The sequence below is a fragment of the Devosia nitrariae genome, assembly GCF_030160115.1.
In the GTDB taxonomy this organism is placed as follows: domain Bacteria; phylum Pseudomonadota; class Alphaproteobacteria; order Rhizobiales; family Devosiaceae; genus Devosia; species Devosia nitrariae.
In genome coordinates this window covers 528,317-548,255 of record NZ_BSNS01000024.1, presented here as the reverse complement: position 1 = coordinate 548,255, position 19,939 = coordinate 528,317, and the positions used below count along the sequence as shown (strand labels likewise).

The window sequence follows — 19,939 nt, the reverse complement described above, 5'->3', positions numbered from 1 at the left end:
TGAACACGTGTTCATTCGTCAACCCGGTTCATGAGCATGAACATGTCATGGAAAGTTCATGAAAAGTGGTGCATATCACTGCACATGTCACACGTCCGGTCCGGATCTCGGGCCGTGCAAGGGCTTGACGTTTCCAGATTTTGAACACGCTTGCATTTATGACGACGACGAAGGGTACCAAAATTGGACGCACCCGAACGCCCGCCGCGGGCGACCGCCGAGATGGTGGCCAAGGTGGCCAAGGTATCGCGTGTGGCTGTCTCGCGTGCCTTCAATCCCGCGGCCTCGATCAAGGCCGACAAGCGCGCCCATATCCTCGACGTGGCCCAGACGCTGGGCTATGCGCCCGACCGGGCCGCGCGTGCCCTGGTGACACGCCGCTCACACCTCGTCGGCGTCATTGTGCCCGACGTGTGCAGTCCGTGGGAAAGCCAGGAGATCGACGCGCTGACCAAGGCGCTGCAGAACGAGGGCTTTGCCACGCTGCTCTTCAAGACGCGCACCGATTACAGCATCGATCCGACGCTCCTCGCCTACATGCGTGGCTTCAACCTCGATTCGGTCATCGCCTACACCGAGAATGTGCGGCCGCAGACCCTCGCCAAGGTGCTCGGCCATGCCGTGCCGATCTATATCGGGTATCCCACCGGGACTGAGGTGGGCGAAGCGCCGGACGGAGAGCATCTTTTCGACAGCCTCAATGTCCTTGCCCGCGACGGCATCGAGCAGGCCATTGCCATGATGCAGGGCTATGGCGCGCGCAGCATCGGCTATCTCTCGGGGCTGGAGCGATCGCTGGCGAGCGTGGCGCGCGAGCAAACGCTGCGCACCGTCCTGCGCGAACGTAACCTGCCGGCCCCGGTTATGATCCCCGGCGATTTCACATACGACACTGCCTATGCGGCCACGCTCGATCTCTTCCGCATGGGCGAAGGCGTGGACGCGGTCTTTGCCGCCAACGACGTCGGCGCCTTCGGCGTGATGGATGCTTTGCGGCACGAGTTGAAGCTGCGCGTGCCCGAGGATGTCATGGTTGTCGGCTTCGACGACATCGATCATGCCCATTGGAAGAGCTACAACCTGACCACCGTCAAGATCGACCTTGACCTGCGCGTGCGCGCGCTTGTCCGCCTCATCCTGCGCCGACTGAAGAATCCGCGTGCGCCGGCCCTGGAGGAGACAGTGCCAACCCGTCTCGTCGTACGCGGCACGGTGGGCAAGCGCGGATCGGCATCATGACCGGAAAATCCATCCATCTCGTCTTCAAGACCCATCTCGACATCGGCTTTACCGACCATGCCGAACGGGTGCGGCGTCAGTACCACGAGCAGTTCATCCCGCAGGCGCTGACAACCGGCGAGCACTTCCATGCCGAAGATCCCGCCAATCCTCGCTTCGTCTGGACGACCGGCGCCTGGCTGATCTGGGACCACCTCAACACTCAGGATGCCGAAAAGGTCGCACGGCTCGAGCGCGCCATCGAGCGCGGCCTCATCCGCTGGCATGCCCTGCCGTTCACCACCCATACAGAGCTGATGTCGCCGGCCCTGTTCCGGGCCGGTCTTTCCATCGGCCGCGAGCTCGACGAGCGGTTCGGCATCGCGACGATAGCAGCCAAGATGACCGATGTGCCCGGCCACACGCTGGGCATGGTGCCGATCCTGGCCAAGGCGGGCGTTCGTTTCCTGCACCTCGGAGTCAACACAGCAAGCCCAGTCCCTGATGTCCCCGATCTCTTTCGCTGGCGCACGCCCGCGGGAGAGGAGATCGTCGTCATGTACCAGAATTCCTATGGAGCGACGCAGTTTGCGCCAAGCGGGGAGGTGGGGCTCAGCTTTGCCCACACCAACGACAATATGGGCCCGCAAAGCGTGGGTCAGACGGTCGAGGTGCACCGCCACATGGTGCACGAGCACCCCGATGTCGAGGTCAGGGCGTCGACCCTCGATGCCTTCGGCGTGCTGATGTGGGAGCGGCGGGAGGAGTTCCCAGTCGTCGACCTCGAGATCGGCGACAGCTGGATCCACGGCGCAGCGAGCGACCCCATCAAGCTCGCCCGCTTTAAGGCCCTGCAGCGGCTCTACGAGTCTTTCGAAGCCGATCTGACGCCGCAGCGCCGCGCTTTCGGGCGTGGTCTGACGCTGGTGGCCGAGCATACCTGGGGCGTAGACATCAAGACGTACCTTCGGGACGAGACGGCCTGGGACCGCCCCGACTTCGAAGCAGCCCGCGCCGGCGACTACCGCTTCGCTTTCACCGAGGCCTCCTGGGCTGAGCAGCGAGCCTATATCGACAAGGCGATCGCTGAACTCGCTCCCGCAGACCGCAGCACAGCCCACATGCGGCTCGATGAGCTGTTACCCAAGCCAACGCCCGATATTGTCGACGAAGACGAGCGGCTCTTGGAGATCGGCGGCTGGACGCTCGCATTGGACGCAACGACCGGTGATGTGACGCAGATTGTTGCGCCTGGCGGAGCCGTCCTGACGGGCAAGGACGGCGCACTGGTCGCCTATCGCTACGAAAGCTACGACAGCGCCGCGCTTGAGGCCCACCTCGACACCTACCTTCAGCATCGGGACGAATGGGCGATCCTCGACCACGACAAACCCGGGCTTTCCGGAGCGCGGACAGCGCGCCACGAGACGTTTGCCCCGGGACGTATCGGCGGCGGCTGGTCGGACGGCAATCCGGTGTCGGTTATGGCAATGCCCGATGAGGCACATCGGATACTCGGGGCGCCCGAGCGCATCGAACTGGGTGCAGAAGCTCTCGACGACAGGCGCTTGCTACTGAAACTGACGCTGCGCAACAAGCCGGCCAACCGCATGCCCGAAGCGAGCTTTCTCTCGGTCACGCCCGAAGGCGCGACCGGCTGGCGCTATCGCAAGTTCGATCTTTGGCAGCCGGGTGACCGCGTGGCCCACCGCGGCGGCGGACAGCTTCAGGCTGTCGAAGCGGTGGCTATGACCCTGTCGGCCGGAACCTTTATGGTCGAGCCGCTTGATGCGCCGTTGGTCGGGCCCGCGGGAAGAGCTTTCATGCCGTTCTCGGCCGCGCCACCCGACCTCTCCGCCGGCATCCGCTTCAACCTCCACAACAACAAGTGGGGCACGAATTTCACCATGTGGTGGGAGGGCGACCTTGTGATTCGCTTCGTGCTGACGATCGGCTAGGCTTTCTGCCCGGCTGCGCGCATCTCGTTGGTCTTGAACAGGCACCAGGCGAGGGCCAGCTGCGCGGCAAGGCCGCCGGCAAGGATCATTCCATCGCTTAACGGATTGGCGGTCGTGCCGGACCTGACGGTCTGCAGCACCATGCTGAGCACCGATCCGGTGGCAAAGACCGGCAGTCCATAGCGGCCCATGAGAATCAGCGGCTGCGCATAGGCCGTGCCGGCGAAAGCCTTGATGCTGCCAAGCGAGGCCAGCACGTAGGCGAGCGCCAGGATGTGGGAGAGGCGGGGCAGGGACAGGAACGTCTTATCGAAGCCGACAAGATAGAACGGGGCGCCGAGCTTCCTCAGCCCGTTCAGCGCCGCCCAGCCTATATCGGCCGTTGCCGGCACGCGCGCCCAGATCAGCACCAGGACGAGATACCCGACGGCGACCCAGAAGAGCGTGGCATTGTAGGCAAAGAACGTCCGTCCCTGTTTCATCGCCACGCCGGCGAGGAGCCCGACCACGAACAGCACCTGCCAGGAGAAGGGGTTGAAGAACCAGCCGCCGGGGTTGGGGAAGTTCGGTAGGTTGAGGCGGAACTGGCCGGCCGCGATCCACAGCGCGACCGACAGGCCGAGCAGCAGCCAGGGTCGGCGCAGGCCGACGAGGATGAGGACCGGCGTCACCAACAGCAGCGTGATATAGAGCGGCAGGATGTTGAAGTAGCCCAACTGGTGCAGCATGGTCGGGATGCCGATCATGACCGATAGCGGCTTCTGGAAGAGCGCCGCGACGTTGTTCTTTGCCAGGATCTCGGGCCGGTCGAACCAGAGCGCCGCGGCGGCGAACACGGCGAGCGCCAAGAGTGTGATGGTGATCTGCACCAGATAGAGCTGACGCGCCCGCGCCCACACCTTAGCGACTGCCGGCCAGTTGAGCCCGTTGGCAAATCCGTGCGAGTAGGCAAGCCCGGCCGCGATACCCGACATCAGTACGAACGCCTCGGCCGCGTCGGAGAAGCCGAAATTGCGGCTGGTCAGCCGCTCGTAAACCGTCCCCGGCACGTGGTTGACGAAGATCATCACCAGGGCGAGGCCACGGAACATATCAAGGCGCAGATCGCGTCCGGCAGCGAGAGCCGCCGGCACGGCTGGCGCCGCGGGGATGTAGTCGGCGAGCGTGGTTTCACCGCTCTCGGCGGCTCGGGTCGTGCTGGCGGCCGACAGGGTGCGCATGTCTTGGGGCTCGTGCGTCAAGGATTGGTTCTCTGCGGGGTTTATGCGCTCTGCCAGTGGCTGCGCACGCGGTCGCGCGCATCGATGGTCGGCACGACGTTGTATTCCTCTGCCGTCATCAGCAGCAGACCGTCACGACCGTCCGAAACCATGGAGCTGTAGGCGATGAGCATGGGCGCCAGGGCCATCGGGACGATGACCGGCAGCAGCCAGAGGAAGAGATTGGGCGCAATGGCGAGGGTGACGGCAAGCACGACCGCACCGATCATCACGATCCAGTAGCTGGCTTCCCAGGCCTGCTTGAGGGTCAGACTCCGCTCGTTCCGGCTCGTCGCCGGCCATCCGCCGTCGATCCCGAACAGGACCTGGAAGACCGATCGGGTCTGCATGAGGAGCGTTATCGGTGCGATAAGACTCGAAAAGACGATCTCGGTGCCCGCTGATGCGAGGACCGCCCGCATGCCTCCGAACTTGCGGTTAGTTCCGTTCAGAGCGCTCGAGATGACGATCAAGAACTTCGGCAGCACCAGAAGCGACGTGATCAGCCCCACCAGACTCCAGGCCGCAATATTGGAGGCGACCTGCTGGCTGAAGGTGATGTAGCTCGTGCGCGGCATGCCGACCGACAGGATGCTGGCCGCCAGGAACGCAAGCCAGATGGGCGAGCCGAGATAAGCCATTATGCCTTGGAGGAACGTGAAGCGGTTCCACCAGTGGAGGCCAGGCGCCGTCAGCAGCCGGGCGTGCTGGAGGTTGCCCTGGCACCAGCGCCGGTCGCGCTTGGCATATTCGATGATGTTTTCCGGCCCTTCCTCGAAGGAACCGTCGATGTCAGGGTCGACTTCCACCTTCCAGCCCGCCCGGGAAAGTAGCGCAGCCTCCACATAGTCGTGGCTGAGAATCTGCCCGCCGAACGGCGGCTTGCCGGAAAGCCGCGGCAGGCCGCAATTGTCCGCAAATGCCGTCATCCGCACAATTGCGTTGTGCCCCCAGAACGGGCCCTGAGCATCCTGGATGAGGGCGGTTCCGCGCGCGAACGTCGATGAATAGTAGCTGGCGCCGAACTGGATGATGCGGCCGAAGAACGTACGTGCGCCGATGATCTTGGGCACGGTCTGCAGCAACCCGAGAGTGGGGTCTGCGTCCATGCGCCTGGCCAGCAGCACCAGGGTTTCGGGACTCATCAGGCTGTCGGCGTCGAGAATGACCGCATAGGTGTATGCCGCGCCGGATCGGCGGATGAAGTCCTCGACATTGCCGGACTTGCGGCCGATGTTCTCGGAGCGCCGCCGATAAAAGAAATGGCCCCGGGCCTCTGCCTGGCTCGCCAGCCGGTCGAACCATTCGATTTCCTCAGCAGTGATCTCGGGCGAATTCGTATCCGAGAGCACGACAAAATCGAACTGGTCGTGGAGGCCCAGTCGGCTCAACCCCGCGCTCATGGCGGCAATGCGCGAGAAGGTGGCGACCGGATCCTCATTGTAGATGGGAACCACCACCGCACAGCGACCGACGGGAGGCGACAGGGGGAGGGGAGCGGAGTTCTTGGGGCGGTAGAAGAGTCCGGCTATGCCCAGAAGCGCGCCCCAGCTCAGCCAGAAGGTGCTGATCGCCACCAATGCCACACGCAGCCCGTCGAGCGTGTTGAACCCGCCGGGCGCGCTGAACTGCACGAAAAGCCAGGTGGACAGGAGCGAGACCGTCGCCGAAGCAGCGATCAGCCTTGCCCTGTTTGCAGCGGCGGAAGCCATCTAGGAACCTTCTCTCGCCTTGGCGACCGGTTAGTTGCGAATTGCCAGGAGTACCCAGAGAGATCGCAGGTGCTCGAACCAGGATCTGCTGTGCGCGTGCTCCAGCACTTGCGTGGGCATGGGCAGGGGAGCATCCGGCAACTGGTACTCGGGCTTTACGTCCAGGTCGCCAAAGTCATGCTTCATGCCGCGCTCTCCACTGATAGAGCCAGGTTTCGGTCAATTTGCGACCGGAATCGTCACGCACCGAGGCGACAAGCTCGACGAGATCGCTGCCTTCTGCATCGACGTCGATGACGGCACGCCAGACCCCGTTCGCATCGATCCGTGAGACTGTCGCATGCAGGAGCTCGGCACCCGAGACTTCGGCAGCAAGCTCCGGTTCCGCCTCCGGGTCGAGATCGGCGAGCGGTCCGCCGGCAAAATCGATGACGAATTTGCGCAAGGTTTCCGCATTCTCGACGCCCGAGACGCCACCCTGGCCGGTGCGAGTCTCCACCACATGCCCCCAATCGGGGGAATCGGGCAGCAGATCGCCCCAGCGCAGCAGATATGAGAACTCCCGAGAGGTGCCTGCGGTTGCAGGCTCTGCCGGTACCCAGAAGGCGACGATGTTGTCTTCTGCTTCGAGATCGGCCGGAACCTCGATGAGCCGCACGGCCCCTTCGCCCCATTCACCGACCGGCTCGACGCGCAGCGACGGGCGGCGCTCGTAATGGGCGCCGGAATCCTGATATTCCTCGAAGGAGCGTCCTCGTTGCTCGAGGCCGAATGCCAGGGGATTGACGTCACCGAAATAGGAATTGCCTAGCGTTGGTGGGTTGTTGAGCGCCCGCCACATGGGTTCGCCATTGGAGCGGCGTAGAAAGAGGCCGTTGCTGTCGTGCACCTGCGGCCGATAGTCGTCGAAATCGGACCGATTGCTTTCGGCGAACAGGAACATGGACGTCAGCGGCGCAATTCCGAGCTCGGCCACATCCTGGCGGAAGAAGAGGCGCGCCGTCACCTCAACGACGGTCTCCTGTACCTCCTCGGAGGGTGGCGAGATGACGAAGCGGTAGGCGCCGGTGACACTCTGGCTGTCGAGGGCGGCATAGACCGTCATCGGTTCGCCCGGCACCGGCCGTTCGACGTAGAAGTCGGTAAAGCGCGGGAACTCCTCGGGCCCGTCGCGCCAGGAATTGAGCAGGAGTCCGCGAGCGCTCAACCCATATGCGTTACCGCGCCCGAGCGCGCGGAAGTAGCTGGCGCCGAGGAACGAGATCAACTCATCGAATGTCTCAGGCGTATTGAGCGGGTAATTGAGCCGTATCCCGGCGACGCCCGGCAGTACGACCCCGTCGGCGGCGGTCGCAACAGCCCGATCGTGGAATTCAAAGTCGTTGGCCGTGAAGACGAATGGGCCCGCCTTGCCGTCATTGACCTCAAATACGTGCACGGGCTCCTTGAACAGCCACCCCAGGTGATAGGCCTGCAGGTGGAAGGGACTGTCGCTGTCGGCCCACTTACCGCGCTCGCGCCGGAACTGGATGCGCCGGTAGGAGTCATAGTCGAGCTCCTCGACGTAATCAGGAAGCTCTTCGATGACCGGCCGGTACTCGGTCTCGGCCCGCTGCCGCATGGCTTCGGTCAGGATATCGAACGAGAATTCGAATGGCTCCGGAGGAGCCTCGGCGTCCTGCCCGAAGGCGAGGCGCGTGAGGGCTGTTGATGAAAGGAGGGCGGCGCCAAAACCGAACGCCCCGAGCAGGGCGCGGCGCGACAGGGAGGGGGAAGGGGGTGTGGACTGCACTTGATGCTCTTGTTGGGTGGCAGGCAGCTTCTTATGCCAGCAGATATCGACTAACTCCGGGATTTATGAAGCGGTTCTCGCATGGCAGATATGCACCAATTGCATTTACTATTTTTTTCTCATAATCAGCGCATTAGCGCAGCCGGTTGACAAACAGGTCCAGGCTCGGCTCGGCCCGGAGCCGGCGACTTCGCCGAGAGATATGACCAATTTGTGTCCGGGCCTCATTGCGGCCCGATTTCGCATGGAAATGCGGGCCGGCGCTCGAAAGTTCCCAAGTGGCATCTGACAGTTAGTGAAAATGGAGGCGTTTTTAAGCACGACGCGGGGTCCGCGGGACGCTTGAGGCCAAATCCGGCTACTGGATGTCCGCCACCCAGCGCATGGCCAGGTCCTGCTCGTCCTCCGGGAACACCCGGGATTCGATCTGCGGGAAGAGCCTGTCTGTCATCTCGGTTGCCGCCTTGATCCACTGCTTGTCGGAAATCACTGCGGCACGCCGGAACCGGTGCGCTTGTCCAAGCTTTCCGAGCCCGTACTGGAAATCACGCACGATTGCTCCGGCCCTCATGTCGCCGAACCCGGTCAGGTCAGCCAGCACGCCGATGTCTGCGTGAGTTTCGAGTTTCTCCTCAATCCTGGGAAGCATGCGGTCGTAGTCGCCGGCAGTGACGGTCCCGGCCAGATGAAAGGCGGCGACGTGCCCGGGGGCCGCAAGGACTTGGATCATGGTTTTCTCCGTCGGTCTGGAAGCGCGGCCTTGCCGCAACCGACGGAACGTGCGCAGCAACGCCACGTTCCCCGCCTCGCCTGCATCAAGCGGCGCCTAGGTGGGCGGATGGGACGGGGATTTCGAGAGAAGTGGCTTGGTACGCCCAAGGGGAATCGAACCCCTGTCCCCACCGTGAGAGGGTGGTGTCCTGACCGCTAGACGATGGGCGCCTGAACCAAGCTCGGTCTACTACTATATATGTGCCGCTCTCCGCAAGGGTTGGTACGCCCTAGGGGAATCGAACCCCTCTCTCCACCGTGAAAGGGTGGCGTCCTGACCGATAGACGAAGGGCGCCTGAGCGCTGCGTCCGTATAGTGAGGTTGCCCCCATCGCGCAACCCCATTTGCGGGAGGCTTGTGGAGAAAATTCAGCAGCCGCTGAAGGTGACCGGCCGGGTGTAACCGCGCGGACGGTCGCGTACGTCGATATGGATGAATTTCCGCCCTGGATAGCAGCCGAGCCCGCCCACATAGCCGTTGCGCATGGCAAAGGCGATGAGCTCTTCCTTGGGCACGCCAGGAATGTGGAAATCAGCCGCCATGCACTTGGTGTGATAGGAATCGCTCGCTCCACCAGCCTGCGCATTGTGGTGGCTGTCCCTGTAGCCCGAGCTCATCACCACCTTGCGCCCGAAACGTCCCTCGAAATCCCAGATGGCGAGCCGCAATTTGGGTGAAAGGCAGAGAGCATTGACCTCGCGGCTCGAGACATACGTCCCCCAGTCGGAACGCAAGCCCCTGTAGGACGAGCTCGATCCGTCGGCGAACATGGCCAGCGGCACGCAGCCGCCGAGAGCGAGCGCGAAGGTGAGGGCGGTGAGGAGCATTCGCATCGGCGTCTTCCCAGTACCGGATGTGGCCGCGGCGCAACAAAGGCCGGCCGGTCTGTCGAAGTCGCTAAAATACCGCTGGTTTCGCTAACCAGCAGCTAATCATGCTGGTTAGCGAAGGGTTGACGCTGTGGCGGCATGCAAAAGGGGAACCGGATTTCGCACCACGCCGCGACTATGCGGGCCTACCAGCTACCGGTGTTGGGCATCGAGGCCCAGGGTTCCTGCGGAGCCAGGTGCCCGTCTTGGATGAGCTCGATCGAGACACCGTCGGGCGAACGCACGAACGCCATGTGGCCGTCGCGCGGCGGACGGTTGATGGTCACGCCCAGGTCCATCAGGTGCTGGCAGAGCCCGTAGATATCCTTGACCCGGTAGGCGAGGTGCCCGAAATTGCGCCCGCCTGTATAGACTTCCGGGTCCCAGTTGTAGGTGAGTTCCACTTCGCCGCCCGTGTCTCCCGGTGCCTTGAGGAAGACGAGGGTATAGCGCCCCTTCTCATTGTCGCTGCGGCGCACCTCCTCGAGACCGAGACCCTCGCAATAGAACCGCAGGCTTTCCTCGATGTCGGTGACGCGCACCATGGTGTGCAGATACTGCATGGGTTGTTCCTTGTCAGGATTGGAAGGAGAGGATTGCCGGAAAGGTCTAGCAACCCGCATCCCGAACGGCAACGGCGACGATGGCCCGACCAAGCCCAAACAAATTGTCAACGCCTCCTTAACTTTTGCTGCTGAATCGGACAAAGTGAATCCAAGTCTGTGGAGTACCCCGCTGAGGGCGGGGGGAGTGCAAAAAGGCATTGGGTGCGATGGGGGGCAAGCAAACGGACAGCGGTGGACGGCCGGACACCACGCCCGAGGGTGTCGATGACAAGGTCGGCGGGACGGCGGGAGCCGATCATACCCCCGATACCATCGAGGTCGTCGGCTCCATCAAATGGTTCGACGCAGGCAAGGGTTTCGGGTTCATAGTGCCCGATAACGGTATGCCGGATGTCCTGCTGCATGTGACCTGCCTGCGGCGCGATGGTTACCACACGGCCTATGAGGGCGCCCGCATCGTTGTCGAGGCGCTGAATCGTCCTGGCGGGCTGCAGGCCTTCCGCATCCTTTCCATGGACGAATCCACTGCCCGGCATCCCGCTCAGATGCCCGCGCCCCGCACACACGTAACTGTCGAGCCGACGTCGAGCATGGTTCGGCTCGAAGTGAAGTGGTTCAACCGCATCCGCGGGTTCGGATTTCTATCGGCCGGCGAGGGCACGCCCGATGTTTTCGTACACATGGAAACCCTGCGGCGCTTCGGCATCACCGAATTGCGTCCCGGCCAGCACGTGCTCGTGCGCTACGGGCAGGGCCCCAAGGGTCTGATGGTTGCCGAGATTCGTCCGGATGGGTGGGGTGAGGCGCCCTCTTCTCACTAGCCGTTCCCCGAATCGGATTGAACCAGCGCGCACTCGCGGGCATTGTCGCGCCCACCGGCCATCCGCCGGCAATCGGAACGTTGACTGGAATCTGGATATGGTCGGAAATTGGCAGGTAGCGGTCCGGGCACGGCCGACGCGGGCGGGGCTGTTGGCGGTGATCGCCCTCGCCATGCTACCGCTTGCCGCCTGCAGCGATGAAGGTCGGCTGATCCTCAATACCGAGAGCGGGGCGCATGCTTTTGCAGTCGAGGTCGTCGACACGGCCGAGACACGGGCGCGCGGGCTGATGTTCCGCCAGGAGCTGGCAGACGATGCCGGAATGCTCTTCGACTTCAAGGAGGAGCGTGAGGTGTCCTTCTGGATGATGAACACATTGATCCCGCTCGACATGATCTTCATCGGTGCCGACGGGGTGGTCAAAACCGTCCACGTCAACGCTCGGCCCCAGGACCCGACATCCATTCCCTCGCAGGTCCCGGTGCAGTTCGTTCTCGAGATTCCCGGCGGCCGCTCCGAAGAGATCGGCCTCGAACCCGGCGATACGGTCGAGCACCCGCGCATCGGAAGCAAGGCGCCATAACCGCTAAAGGCGTTTGACGACCATGCAGTCGATCACCGCCCAGAGGTGAAGGCTGGCCCCGACGACCACAAAGCCGTGCCAGACGGCGTTCTGGAACTTCAGCTTCTCCCAGAGATGGAAGATGATGCCGAGCGAGTAGACGATGCCGCCGGCAAGAAGCAGCCAGAGTGTCGAGGCGGGCAGGGCGCCGGCCAGGGACCTGAAGACAATGACGCCGCTCCAGCCGATGCCGAGATAGAGCAGGATCGCCAGCCGCCCGAACCGCTGTGGCACGATGAGCTTCAAGGCAACGCCGACGAGGGCGGCGCCCCAGACTAGGCTGGTCAGCAGCATTCCCGTGGGCGTTGCGCCAAGGACGGCAAGGAACGGCGTATAGGTTCCGGCAATGAAGAGGAAGATCGCAGCCTGGTCGAGCCGCGCCAGGATGCGTTTGATCGGCGAGACCGGCCAGAGGTTGTAGGCCAGCGACACGCCAAGCACCGCGTTGAGGGTGCCCACATAGACAATGAGGGCGGGAAGCTCCTCCTGCGCCGTGTGCTGGACAGCGTAAACAAGCAGGAAAGCGCTTGCCGCGCCCGCTAGCATCAGGCCGACGACATGGACGATGCCGTCCGCGACTAGTTCACCCAATGTGAACGGTCGATGCTCGCGGCTCCACCAAGAATAGTTTTGTTTGATTTGAGTTCCTGTCATGCGAGCCTCCTTGCATATCAAGGTGGCAAAACTTGGCAACGAGACAAGGGGCGCCCATCGACTCTCGCCGATCGTCATCAACCGTTGGAAAACGGACACGGTTGACAAGCGATTGCCGGCAAGCGGCTTGCCGCAGGCGCCCCCGGTCTGTACAGCGGCAACGCCTCAATCCCTAACACTTGCGTTACCCGCCGATGTCCCTTCATGCCCTACAGCTCGCCGCGCTCGGCGATCCCATCCGCTGCCGCATCGTCGAACTCCTCGCCCTCGGCGCGATGCCTGTCCATGCCCTGGCCGAATGCTTTACTGTCAGCCGCCCGGCTGTCAGCCGTCATCTGCGGGTCCTGCGCGAGGCCGGGATCGTGCGCGAGGAGAAGACCGGGCGCGAGAACCTCTACGCCCTGCGCCGCGAGCAGCTGAGCCCGACGCTGGAGTGGATTGGCCGGGTCTTCCCCGCAGAATCTCATCAGCCTCAGCCGATGCGGCAGAAACCAGCGGCCCCCGCTCATCTTCCGACGCGGGCCGGCCAGATGGAGCTGGACCTATGACAGACATTGACCACAGTTGAAGGGCATTAGGAGCATGGCCGACGGCACTTAAAACGCGCGGTAAGCAACGGCAACTGTTAGGCGGGTTTTCCGGCGTCCCCCCGGCGGAGCACCTGCAGGAGACTGGCCTTTTGATCTTCGAATCTAGCTCCTGGACAAACGCAGCCTGATGCGCTGGGCACCCATACGTTGGCACGACCGTTTCGCCCACTTCCTAATCCAGCGCCGCCTGCTGGTCATTGCCCTGCTCGTCGCGCTGTCCTGGGCGTTCTTCTTGACCCTGCTTTGGCTGGCCTCGCTCCTCGCCTGAGGATTGCAACCCACAACACGGCGTCAGCCCTTACACGCGCCTCGGCAATCGATTGAAGAAATCGGCGTAGCCCGGTTCGCGCGTGGCGGCGAGTATCGCGCCAAGATCGGCGATCGGCTGCTCGGACCAATCGGCACGTAGATCTGTGGCCGGGAAGGGGTCGTTAGTATAGACCTTGAGAGCCGCCGAACGCGTGCCGCGCCGGTCACCGCCGGCATGCTCGCCGGCGGTCAGAGCCGCCAGTAACCTGTCCTCCAGCGCTCCACTGGTCGCGGCAAAGGCTTCCAACATCGCCTGGAGAACGCCCGCATCGGCCAGAAGATTGCCGCCGACGGCAACGTCGCTGCCGATCCGCGCGTCGGCATAGGGCTCGCAGGCGGAACCTGTCCAGACAGCGGCACTCCCGGCAAAATCAATGATCAGGCACTGCCGCCTTTCGCGTTGCGGGTCACCGGCTACCAATTGATCGAGAACCGTCTGCGCATCGGCCCCGGGGCGGGCCAGCGCATCCAGTCCGTCATAGGCATAAAGGCCGTTGGTGCTGGCCTGGGTGGCGATGGCGCCGACCCCCGCGCGCGCATGCGGCACCAGCGAGCCGACCACCGGCCCACCCGTCGCCGTCGCGACGCCGAGGGCTCGCGTCGCGGGATCGCGGGCGACGATGGAAAAGGTCATTTTGGCTACAAATCCGCGATGCAGTGGTCTCCATTTATAGGCATAAATTGATTGCGCGACAAATTTATACTGATAAATTAAGGCAAGGTCGGTTGCCTCCAGGTGTCCGCGAGGCAGCGTGCCCAACGAGATGCCACAAGGAGGTCCGTCATGAATGCAATCCTGAGGGGAGTGGCGAGCGCGACCCTTGCCCTGGCGCTGGCGCTTGCCGGCCCTGCAGCCGCCCAGACCCCGCCCAACGTCCTCGTCGTCGGCCAAATCGCCGAACCTGCCTCGCTCGACCCGCACGTGTCGACCGCGGCGAATGATTTCCGCATCCACGTCAACATTTATGATGGCCTAGTGCGCAACAAGCCCGGCACGCTCGAGATCGAGCCAGCCCTCGCTACCGACTGGACCATTTCTGAAGACGGACTGACTTATACCTTCAGCTTACGCGAAGGGGTGACGTTCCACGACGGCTCGCCATTCGACGCTGAGACCGTCAAGTTCAATTTCGATCGCATGCTGGACGAGACACACCCGTTCTACGAGACTGGCCCGTTTCCTCTGTCGTTCAATTTCGCTTCCGTCGAGGATGTGACGGTCGTCGACGAGATGACCGTCGAGTTTACACTGAACGAGCCCTTCGCGCCGTTCATGTCGAACCTCGCCTCGCCGACAGGACTTGTCGTTTCGCCCGCCGCGGTCGAGGAGTTTGGCGAGGACTACGGCCGACATCCTTCGGGCACGGGGCCCTTTAAATTCGAGGAATGGGAATCGAACGCGCGTGTCGTGGTTTCGCGCAATGACGCCTATTGGAACGGCGCGCCCTCGCTCGAGGCAATCGTCTTCCGGCCGATTACCGACGCCAATACGCGCGTTGCCGAAATGCTTTCGGGCGGCATCGATGTCCTCGTCGAAACGCCCCCGGACAATGTCGCAACGTTCCGCCAGGACGCGAACTTCACAGTCCATGAGGCTGTCGGCCCGCATGTCTGGTACGCCATGCTGAACGTGAAGGAAGGGCCGTTCGCCGACAAGCGCGTTCGCCAGGCGGTGAACTATGCCGTAAACAAGGAGAGCCTTGTCGACGATGTGCTGCAGGGCACTGCCGAGGTCTCCGCAGGACCCATTCCGCCCGCATTCAACTGGGCCCACAACGATGAGGTCGAACCATACCCCTATGATCCCGAGCGAGCGCGCGAACTGCTGGCCGAAGCGGGGGCCGAAGGGGCCGAGCTGACCTTCTACGTCACCGAGGGCGGTTCGGGCATGCTCGATCCTGTGCCGATGGGCACGGCCATCCAGGCAGACCTGGCGGCGGTGGGGCTCGAGGTCGATATCGAGACCTACGAGTGGAACACCTTTCTTGCTGAGGTCAATCCAGGTCTGGAAGGCAAGGCGGATATGGCCGAAATGGCCTGGATGACTTCGGATCCGGATACGCTCCCCTACCTGACGCTGCGTACAGAGGCCTGGCCGGAGAACGGAGGCTTCAACTCGAGCTACTACTCAAACCCGCAAGTCGACGAACTGCTGAATTCTGCACGCACGTCGACCGATCCGGACGAGCGGGCCGAGCTCTATAAAGAGGTGCAGGCGATCGTTCACGAGGATGCGCCGTGGCTGTTCGTCGCCAACTGGAAGCAGAATGCAGTGACGACAGCCAACGTCGAAGGGTTCCAGCTCCAGCCCGATTTCAGCCTGGTGCTGCGCAATGTAAGCAAGAACTGACCAAGTCGGGCGTGCCGCAGCTGCGGCACGCCCTTACGCGATTTCCGCCAGACCGGCCACATCCCGGAGTGGTGCCATGACGGCCTACATCATCAAGCGCCTGCTGACTGCCATTCCGGTGATCATTGGCCTGTCGGTCATCGTCTTCCTCATTATGGCGATGATCCCGGGCGATCCGGCGCTCGCTATATTGGGCTCCTACGCCACGCCGGAAAACGTCGAGCGGATCAATCGCGACCTAGGGCTCGACCGCCCGCTGCCCGAGCAGTACCTCATCTGGATCACCAATCTGCTACAGGGCGACTTCGGCCGCTCCTATATCCTCAACCGGCCGGTCATCGACGAGGTGCTGGAGCGGCTGGGCGCAACGATGATCCTGGCCGGCACCGCGCTCGTTCTTTGCTCGATCTTTGGAATATTGGCCGGAGTGGTTTCGGCCGTCCGCCAGTTCGGGTGGACCGACAGGGTCGTCACCTTCTTCGTCCTTATCGGCATTTCCATGCCGGCGTTCTGGCTGGGGCTTATCTTTATCCTGCTGTTCGCGGTGCAGTGGCGCATCCTGCCCGCCTCGGGGATGTATGCGGTCTATGGCGGCGGCGATCTGTCCGACCTCATCCGCCACTTGATCCTGCCAGCCGCCACCCTCGCCATCGTCGCCACGGGCGTTGTCGCCCGGCTGACCCGCGCGGCGATGCTCGAGGTGCTCCGGCAGGATTTCGTACGCACCGCCCGCGCCAAAGGCCTCGACGAGCGCGCCGTCGTTTATCGGCACGCCCTGCGCGCAGCGCTCGTCTCCATCATTCCGGTGATCGGCGTGCAGGCAGGCTTCGTACTCGGTGGCTCGGTCTATATCGAAACGGTGTTCCAGTGGCCGGGTCTTGGCGCAATGCTCGTCAAGGCTGTCTCGACCCGCGATCTGCTGCTGGTGCAGGGGGGTGTTCTGGTCGCGGCCGCGCTCTACGTGCTGGTCAATCTTGCCGCGGACGTGGCGCAGGCCATGCTCGATCCGAGGCTGAAGTCATGAGCGTTGCCATCGCACCGGAGATCCGGTCCACCCGCCTCACCAGCTGGCAATTGCTGATGACGAACCGGCTGGCCGCCGCTGGCCTTTTCGTACTTGTCGCCATCTTGCTGCTCGCGGCGCTGGCTCCATGGCTGCCTCTGCCAAATCCCAACATCACTGACCAACCCAACCGCCTGCACCCGCCATTCAGCCCGGGGCACCTGCTCGGCACTGACCATCTGGGGCGCGATATCCTTTCGCGACTGCTCTGGGGAACTCGGGTCTCGATTCTTGTCGGCCTCTCGGCGACGGCGATCGCCGCCTTCTTCGGTTCGCTCATCGGGCTGGTGGCCGGATATACCGGCGGGCGCGTCGACGACGTCATGATGCGCCTCATCGATATGCTGATGGCTTTCCCCTACATCCTCCTCGCTCTCGCCATCGTTGCCGTTCTGGGTCCCGGCCTCCTCAACGCCCTCTACGCCATCGCGCTCGTCAACATCCCGTTCTTTGCCCGCAATATCAGGGGGGTAACGCTTTCGATCCGGCATCGCGAGTTCGTCGACGCAGCCCGGCTCTCCGGCAAGGGACACACGGCAGTTCTCTTCACCGAAGTGCTCCCCAACGTCTTGCCGGTCATCGTCATCACCATGTCGACGACCGTCGGCTGGATGATTCTCGAGACAGCGGGCCTCTCTTTCCTCGGCCTCGGCGCGCAGCCTCCGCAGGCCGACCTCGGCTCTATGCTGGGGCAGGGGCGTGCCCAGCTGTTTACCGCCCCGCACGTCTCGATGATCCCGGGGCTGATGATCTTCGCCCTTGTCATGAGCATCAACCTGCTCGGCGACGGCGTGCGTGACGTGCTCGATCCGCGCCTGCGCTCGGGTGCGCTCAACCGGCCGATGCCGGTGACCAGCATCGAGCGCGAACGCGAGCAGCCCGCCGAACGGCCCGGTGCCGCTTTGCTCGAAGTCGATGGTCTCGAGACCGGGTTCCGCTCGGGCAGGAGCCTGACGCTGGCTGTCAAGGGCGTGAGCTTCCGGCTCGACAGGGGCGAATGCCTTGGCCTTATCGGCGAGAGCGGATCGGGCAAGTCAGTGACCGCACTTTCGCTGCTCGGCCTCGTTGCCTCCCCGCCCGGCGTCATCCGCAACGGGGCAGTCTATCTCGGCGGCAGGGACGTCCTGGCCCAGAGCGAACAGCAGATCATCGCCCAACGCGGCGCTCGAGTCGCCTACGTCTTCCAGGACCCGCTGACCACACTCCACCCATTGTACCGTGTCGCCGACCAGATCGCCGAGGCGATCACCGCGCACAATGCGCTTGGAGCCTCTGAGGCGCATGCTCGGGCCGTGGCGCTGATGGAGACTGTCGGCATTCGCAACGCCCGGGAACGGGCCAGTGCCTATCCTCACGAGCTCTCCGGCGGGCAGCGTCAGCGCATCGGCATCGCCATGGCGCTTGCCAATGATCCGGACGTGATCGTCGCCGACGAGCCGACGACGGCGCTCGACGTGACGGTGCAGGCTCGCATCCTCGACCTGCTCCGGACGCTGCGTCGCGAACGCGGTCTGGCCCTGCTGCTCATCACCCACGATTTCGGCGTGGTCGCGCAAGTGTGCGACCGCGTCGCAGTGATGAAGGACGGCGAGATCGTCGAGCAGGGTGACACGCGCGCCGTGCTCGATGCCCCGCGCCACGATTACACCAGGCGCCTGATCGCCTGCGTGCCCGAACTCGGTCAAGGCAGACGCTTCCTCGACAACGTGCGGCCGCTCTTTGCGCCCCAGCGGCAGGAGACCGAAGCATGAGCGGCAACGCCATCGTCATAGACAACATCACCAAAACGTTCGGAGGAACGCGCCGCCTTTTCGGGGGACGCACGCATGCCGTGCACGCCGTACGCGGCGTTTCTATCAAAGTAGCTGAGGGGGAAACTCTGGCCGTAGTAGGGGAAAGCGGATCCGGCAAGTCAACGCTGGCGCGCATGCTGGTGGGGCTCGAGCGGCCGACGTCGGGTCACATGGCTATCGACGGACGGGACGCCGCCGAGCTTGCCGGAACCGGGCCTCGCGCCTTCGGACGCATGATCCAGTATGTCTTTCAGGACCCGGTCGCTTCTCTCAATCCACGCAAGACCGTAGAGCAAATCCTTGATGTGCCGCTGCGCCTGCTCGCCGGCCACGGCGGACCTGACCGCAAGCGCCGTATGCACCAACTGCTCGATGCCGTGCAAATGCCAAAGGACACGCTCGAGCGCTACCCCCATGAGTTCTCCGGGGGACAAGCGCAGCGGATCGCCATTGCGCGGGCACTGGCGGCGAGCGCGCGGATCCTTGTCCTCGATGAGCCGGTGAGCGCTCTCGACGTGTCGGTGCAGGCGCAGGTCCTGATTCTGCTCGAGGACCTCAAGGCCGAGTTCGCTCTCTCCTACCTGTTCATCAGCCATGACCTGGCGGTCGTCGAATCGATTTCCGACCGCGTGGCGGTGATGTATCAGGGGCAGGTGGTGGAGACGGGGCCGTCCGAGCGCCTGTTCGCCTCCCCGCAGCACGAGTACACGAAGACATTGCTGATGAGCGCGCCGCGTCTCGACCACGCGCGGGCCGGCTGAGGGCCATGACGCAAGCACTTAAAGACCGGACCGAAGACAAGACGCCCGCGCCAGGGCCGGCGCGCCGCAAGCGCACCGACACCATCGTCGACGCCATCAAGCGCATGATCGTTGAGCATGGTCTCGGACCTGGCGACCGGCTGCCGCAGGAAAAGGACTTGATGGCTCAGTATCAGGCCGGCAAGGGCACCGTGCGCGAGGCGCTGAAATCGCTTGAGGTGCAGGGGCTCATCCGTATCCGCACCGGCCCCGGCGGCGGCGCTTTCATCGAGCGCATGTCCGAGAGCCGGGCGATGAGCCTGTTGTCCAATTTCCTGTTCGCCAAGGACCTGACGATCTCCCACATCTACGAGATGCGCAAGGTGCTCGAGCCGTTGGTGGCCGTCAGCGCCATCGCGAACATCGACGAAGCCGGCTTCAGGCGCCTCCACGACATCATCGCCATCTATGACCACGAGCCGGCCGATGCCGAGGAACGTTGGAACCAGCGCATGGCTGAGCTCGATTTCCACGCCATCGTCGCCGAATATTCCGACAATCCGATCCTCGCCTTCACCTGCCGCTTCCTGCAGCGGCTGTTGAAGGAGCTTGCCATTTGCCACGACATCTACGTGCAGCCAGAGCCCGTGATGCGCCAGTCGGGCATCCAGCACCAGCGTGACCTCATTGCCGCCTTGCGGGCAGGGGACGCGCAGGCGGTTCACGCGATCCTCACCCGGCATATGGCCGAAGCCGAGCAACAGATGCTGGGGTTGCAAGCGCGCATCGAGGCGCGGTTCCTCGAGGATCGGCCCGAGCCGGGACGAAAGCGTCACTAGCTCCTGCCCTTC

At 63.5% G+C, this 19,939-nt stretch carries 20 protein-coding genes and 2 tRNA genes; 11 read left to right on the top strand and 11 right to left on the bottom strand.

Annotated features, from left to right (window positions below; translation table 11 throughout):
• The first annotated feature begins 183 nt into the window (after positions 1-183).
• Together QQK18_RS25695 and QQK18_RS25690 are read left to right on the top strand one after the other, a co-directional pair.
• Entirely contained in the window at positions 184-1,239 is a 1,056-nt protein-coding gene (locus QQK18_RS25695) for a LacI family DNA-binding transcriptional regulator (protein WP_284343243.1), read from the top strand.
• Positions 1,236-3,176, top strand: coding sequence for a DUF5054 domain-containing protein (locus tag QQK18_RS25690; protein WP_284343242.1), 1,941 nt, complete (start codon positions 1,236-1,238; stop codon positions 3,174-3,176). The genes QQK18_RS25695 and QQK18_RS25690 overlap by 4 nt, the downstream gene beginning before the upstream one ends.
• Here the strand turns inward: QQK18_RS25690 and QQK18_RS25685 are convergent.
• The 9 genes from QQK18_RS25685 to QQK18_RS25645 all read right to left on the bottom strand — a co-directional run bounded on the left by QQK18_RS25685 (position 3,173) and on the right by QQK18_RS25645 (position 10,143).
• A complete protein-coding gene (locus QQK18_RS25685) occupies positions 3,173-4,396 on the bottom strand; it encodes an OpgC family protein (protein WP_284343241.1) in 1,224 nt (407 codons plus the stop codon). The two genes, QQK18_RS25690 and QQK18_RS25685, sit on opposite strands and share 4 nt — an antisense overlap.
• Positions 4,397-4,437: 41 nt before the next feature.
• Positions 4,438-6,147 (bottom strand): glucans biosynthesis glucosyltransferase MdoH, encoded by a 1,710-nt coding sequence (gene mdoH, locus QQK18_RS25680; RefSeq protein WP_284343240.1) that lies wholly within the window; start codon positions 6,145-6,147, stop codon positions 4,438-4,440.
• Positions 6,148-6,177: 30 nt separating this feature from the next.
• Complete coding sequence (locus QQK18_RS25675; protein ID WP_284343239.1) at positions 6,178-6,333, bottom strand: hypothetical protein; 156 nt, start codon at positions 6,331-6,333, stop codon at positions 6,178-6,180.
• A complete protein-coding gene (locus tag QQK18_RS25670) occupies positions 6,323-7,939 on the bottom strand; it encodes an OpgD/OpgG family glucan biosynthesis protein (protein WP_284343238.1) in 1,617 nt (538 codons plus the stop codon). Before QQK18_RS25670 ends, QQK18_RS25675 begins: the two co-directional genes overlap by 11 nt.
• 358 nt (positions 7,940-8,297) lie before the next feature.
• On the bottom strand, positions 8,298-8,669 hold the full coding sequence (locus QQK18_RS25665) for a SpoIIAA family protein (RefSeq protein ID WP_284343237.1): 372 nt from the start codon (positions 8,667-8,669) through the stop codon (positions 8,298-8,300).
• Positions 8,670-8,806: 137 nt separating this feature from the next.
• Positions 8,807-8,881, bottom strand: a tRNA-Glu gene (locus QQK18_RS25660).
• A 50-nt stretch (positions 8,882-8,931) separates the two neighbouring features.
• Positions 8,932-9,006: transfer RNA gene (locus tag QQK18_RS25655), tRNA-Glu, on the bottom strand.
• A gap of 73 nt (positions 9,007-9,079) precedes the next feature.
• Entirely contained in the window at positions 9,080-9,544 is a 465-nt protein-coding gene (locus QQK18_RS25650; protein ID WP_284343236.1) for a YcbK family protein, read from the bottom strand.
• Between the two features lie 182 nt (positions 9,545-9,726).
• Positions 9,727-10,143, bottom strand: a complete 417-nt coding sequence (locus QQK18_RS25645) for a VOC family protein (protein ID WP_284343235.1) — start codon at positions 10,141-10,143, stop codon at positions 9,727-9,729.
• A gap of 209 nt (positions 10,144-10,352) precedes the next feature.
• Here QQK18_RS25645 and QQK18_RS25640 point away from each other — a divergent pair, with 209 nt between their 5' ends.
• Both QQK18_RS25640 and QQK18_RS25635 read left to right on the top strand, forming a co-directional pair.
• On the top strand, positions 10,353-10,967 hold the full coding sequence (locus tag QQK18_RS25640; protein WP_284343234.1) for a cold-shock protein: 615 nt from the start codon (positions 10,353-10,355) through the stop codon (positions 10,965-10,967).
• A gap of 97 nt (positions 10,968-11,064) precedes the next feature.
• A complete protein-coding gene (locus tag QQK18_RS25635) occupies positions 11,065-11,550 on the top strand; it encodes a DUF192 domain-containing protein (protein WP_284343233.1) in 486 nt (161 codons plus the stop codon).
• Positions 11,551-11,553: 3 nt separating this feature from the next.
• Here the strand turns inward: QQK18_RS25635 and trhA are convergent, their stop codons facing one another.
• On the bottom strand, positions 11,554-12,243 hold the full coding sequence (gene trhA, locus QQK18_RS25630) for a PAQR family membrane homeostasis protein TrhA (RefSeq protein WP_284343232.1): 690 nt from the start codon (positions 12,241-12,243) through the stop codon (positions 11,554-11,556).
• Between the two features lie 194 nt (positions 12,244-12,437).
• On the opposite strand from trhA, the gene QQK18_RS25625 reads away from it, so the two are divergent.
• Both QQK18_RS25625 and QQK18_RS25620 read left to right on the top strand, forming a co-directional pair.
• Positions 12,438-12,791, top strand: a complete 354-nt coding sequence (locus QQK18_RS25625) for an ArsR/SmtB family transcription factor (protein WP_284343231.1) — start codon at positions 12,438-12,440, stop codon at positions 12,789-12,791.
• 169 nt (positions 12,792-12,960) lie between these two features.
• Positions 12,961-13,101: a hypothetical protein gene (locus QQK18_RS25620; protein ID WP_284343230.1), complete on the top strand. Its 141-nt coding sequence runs from the start codon at positions 12,961-12,963 to the stop codon at positions 13,099-13,101.
• Between the two features lie 30 nt (positions 13,102-13,131).
• On the opposite strand, the gene QQK18_RS25615 is transcribed toward QQK18_RS25620, so the two are convergent.
• Positions 13,132-13,776: a DUF1028 domain-containing protein gene (locus QQK18_RS25615; RefSeq protein WP_284343229.1), complete on the bottom strand. Its 645-nt coding sequence runs from the start codon at positions 13,774-13,776 to the stop codon at positions 13,132-13,134.
• A gap of 150 nt (positions 13,777-13,926) precedes the next feature.
• Here QQK18_RS25615 and QQK18_RS25610 point away from each other — a divergent pair, with 150 nt between their 5' ends.
• From QQK18_RS25610 to QQK18_RS25590, 5 genes are all read left to right on the top strand, one after another.
• A complete protein-coding gene (locus tag QQK18_RS25610; RefSeq protein ID WP_284343228.1) occupies positions 13,927-15,492 on the top strand; it encodes an ABC transporter substrate-binding protein in 1,566 nt (521 codons plus the stop codon).
• Between the two features lie 76 nt (positions 15,493-15,568).
• Positions 15,569-16,516, top strand: a complete 948-nt coding sequence (locus QQK18_RS25605; RefSeq protein WP_284343227.1) for an ABC transporter permease — start codon at positions 15,569-15,571, stop codon at positions 16,514-16,516.
• On the top strand, positions 16,513-18,306 hold the full coding sequence (locus tag QQK18_RS25600) for a dipeptide/oligopeptide/nickel ABC transporter permease/ATP-binding protein (protein WP_284343225.1): 1,794 nt from the start codon (positions 16,513-16,515) through the stop codon (positions 18,304-18,306). Before QQK18_RS25605 ends, QQK18_RS25600 begins: the two co-directional genes overlap by 4 nt.
• The gene (locus QQK18_RS25595; protein WP_284343224.1) at positions 18,303-19,109 is read left to right on the top strand and encodes an ATP-binding cassette domain-containing protein; all 807 of its coding nucleotides are present in this window, start codon (positions 18,303-18,305) and stop codon (positions 19,107-19,109) included. Before QQK18_RS25600 ends, QQK18_RS25595 begins: the two co-directional genes overlap by 4 nt.
• A gap of 5 nt (positions 19,110-19,114) precedes the next feature.
• Positions 19,115-19,927, top strand: coding sequence for a FadR/GntR family transcriptional regulator (locus tag QQK18_RS25590; RefSeq protein ID WP_284343223.1), 813 nt, complete (start codon positions 19,115-19,117; stop codon positions 19,925-19,927).
• Positions 19,928-19,939: the final 12 nt, after the last annotated feature.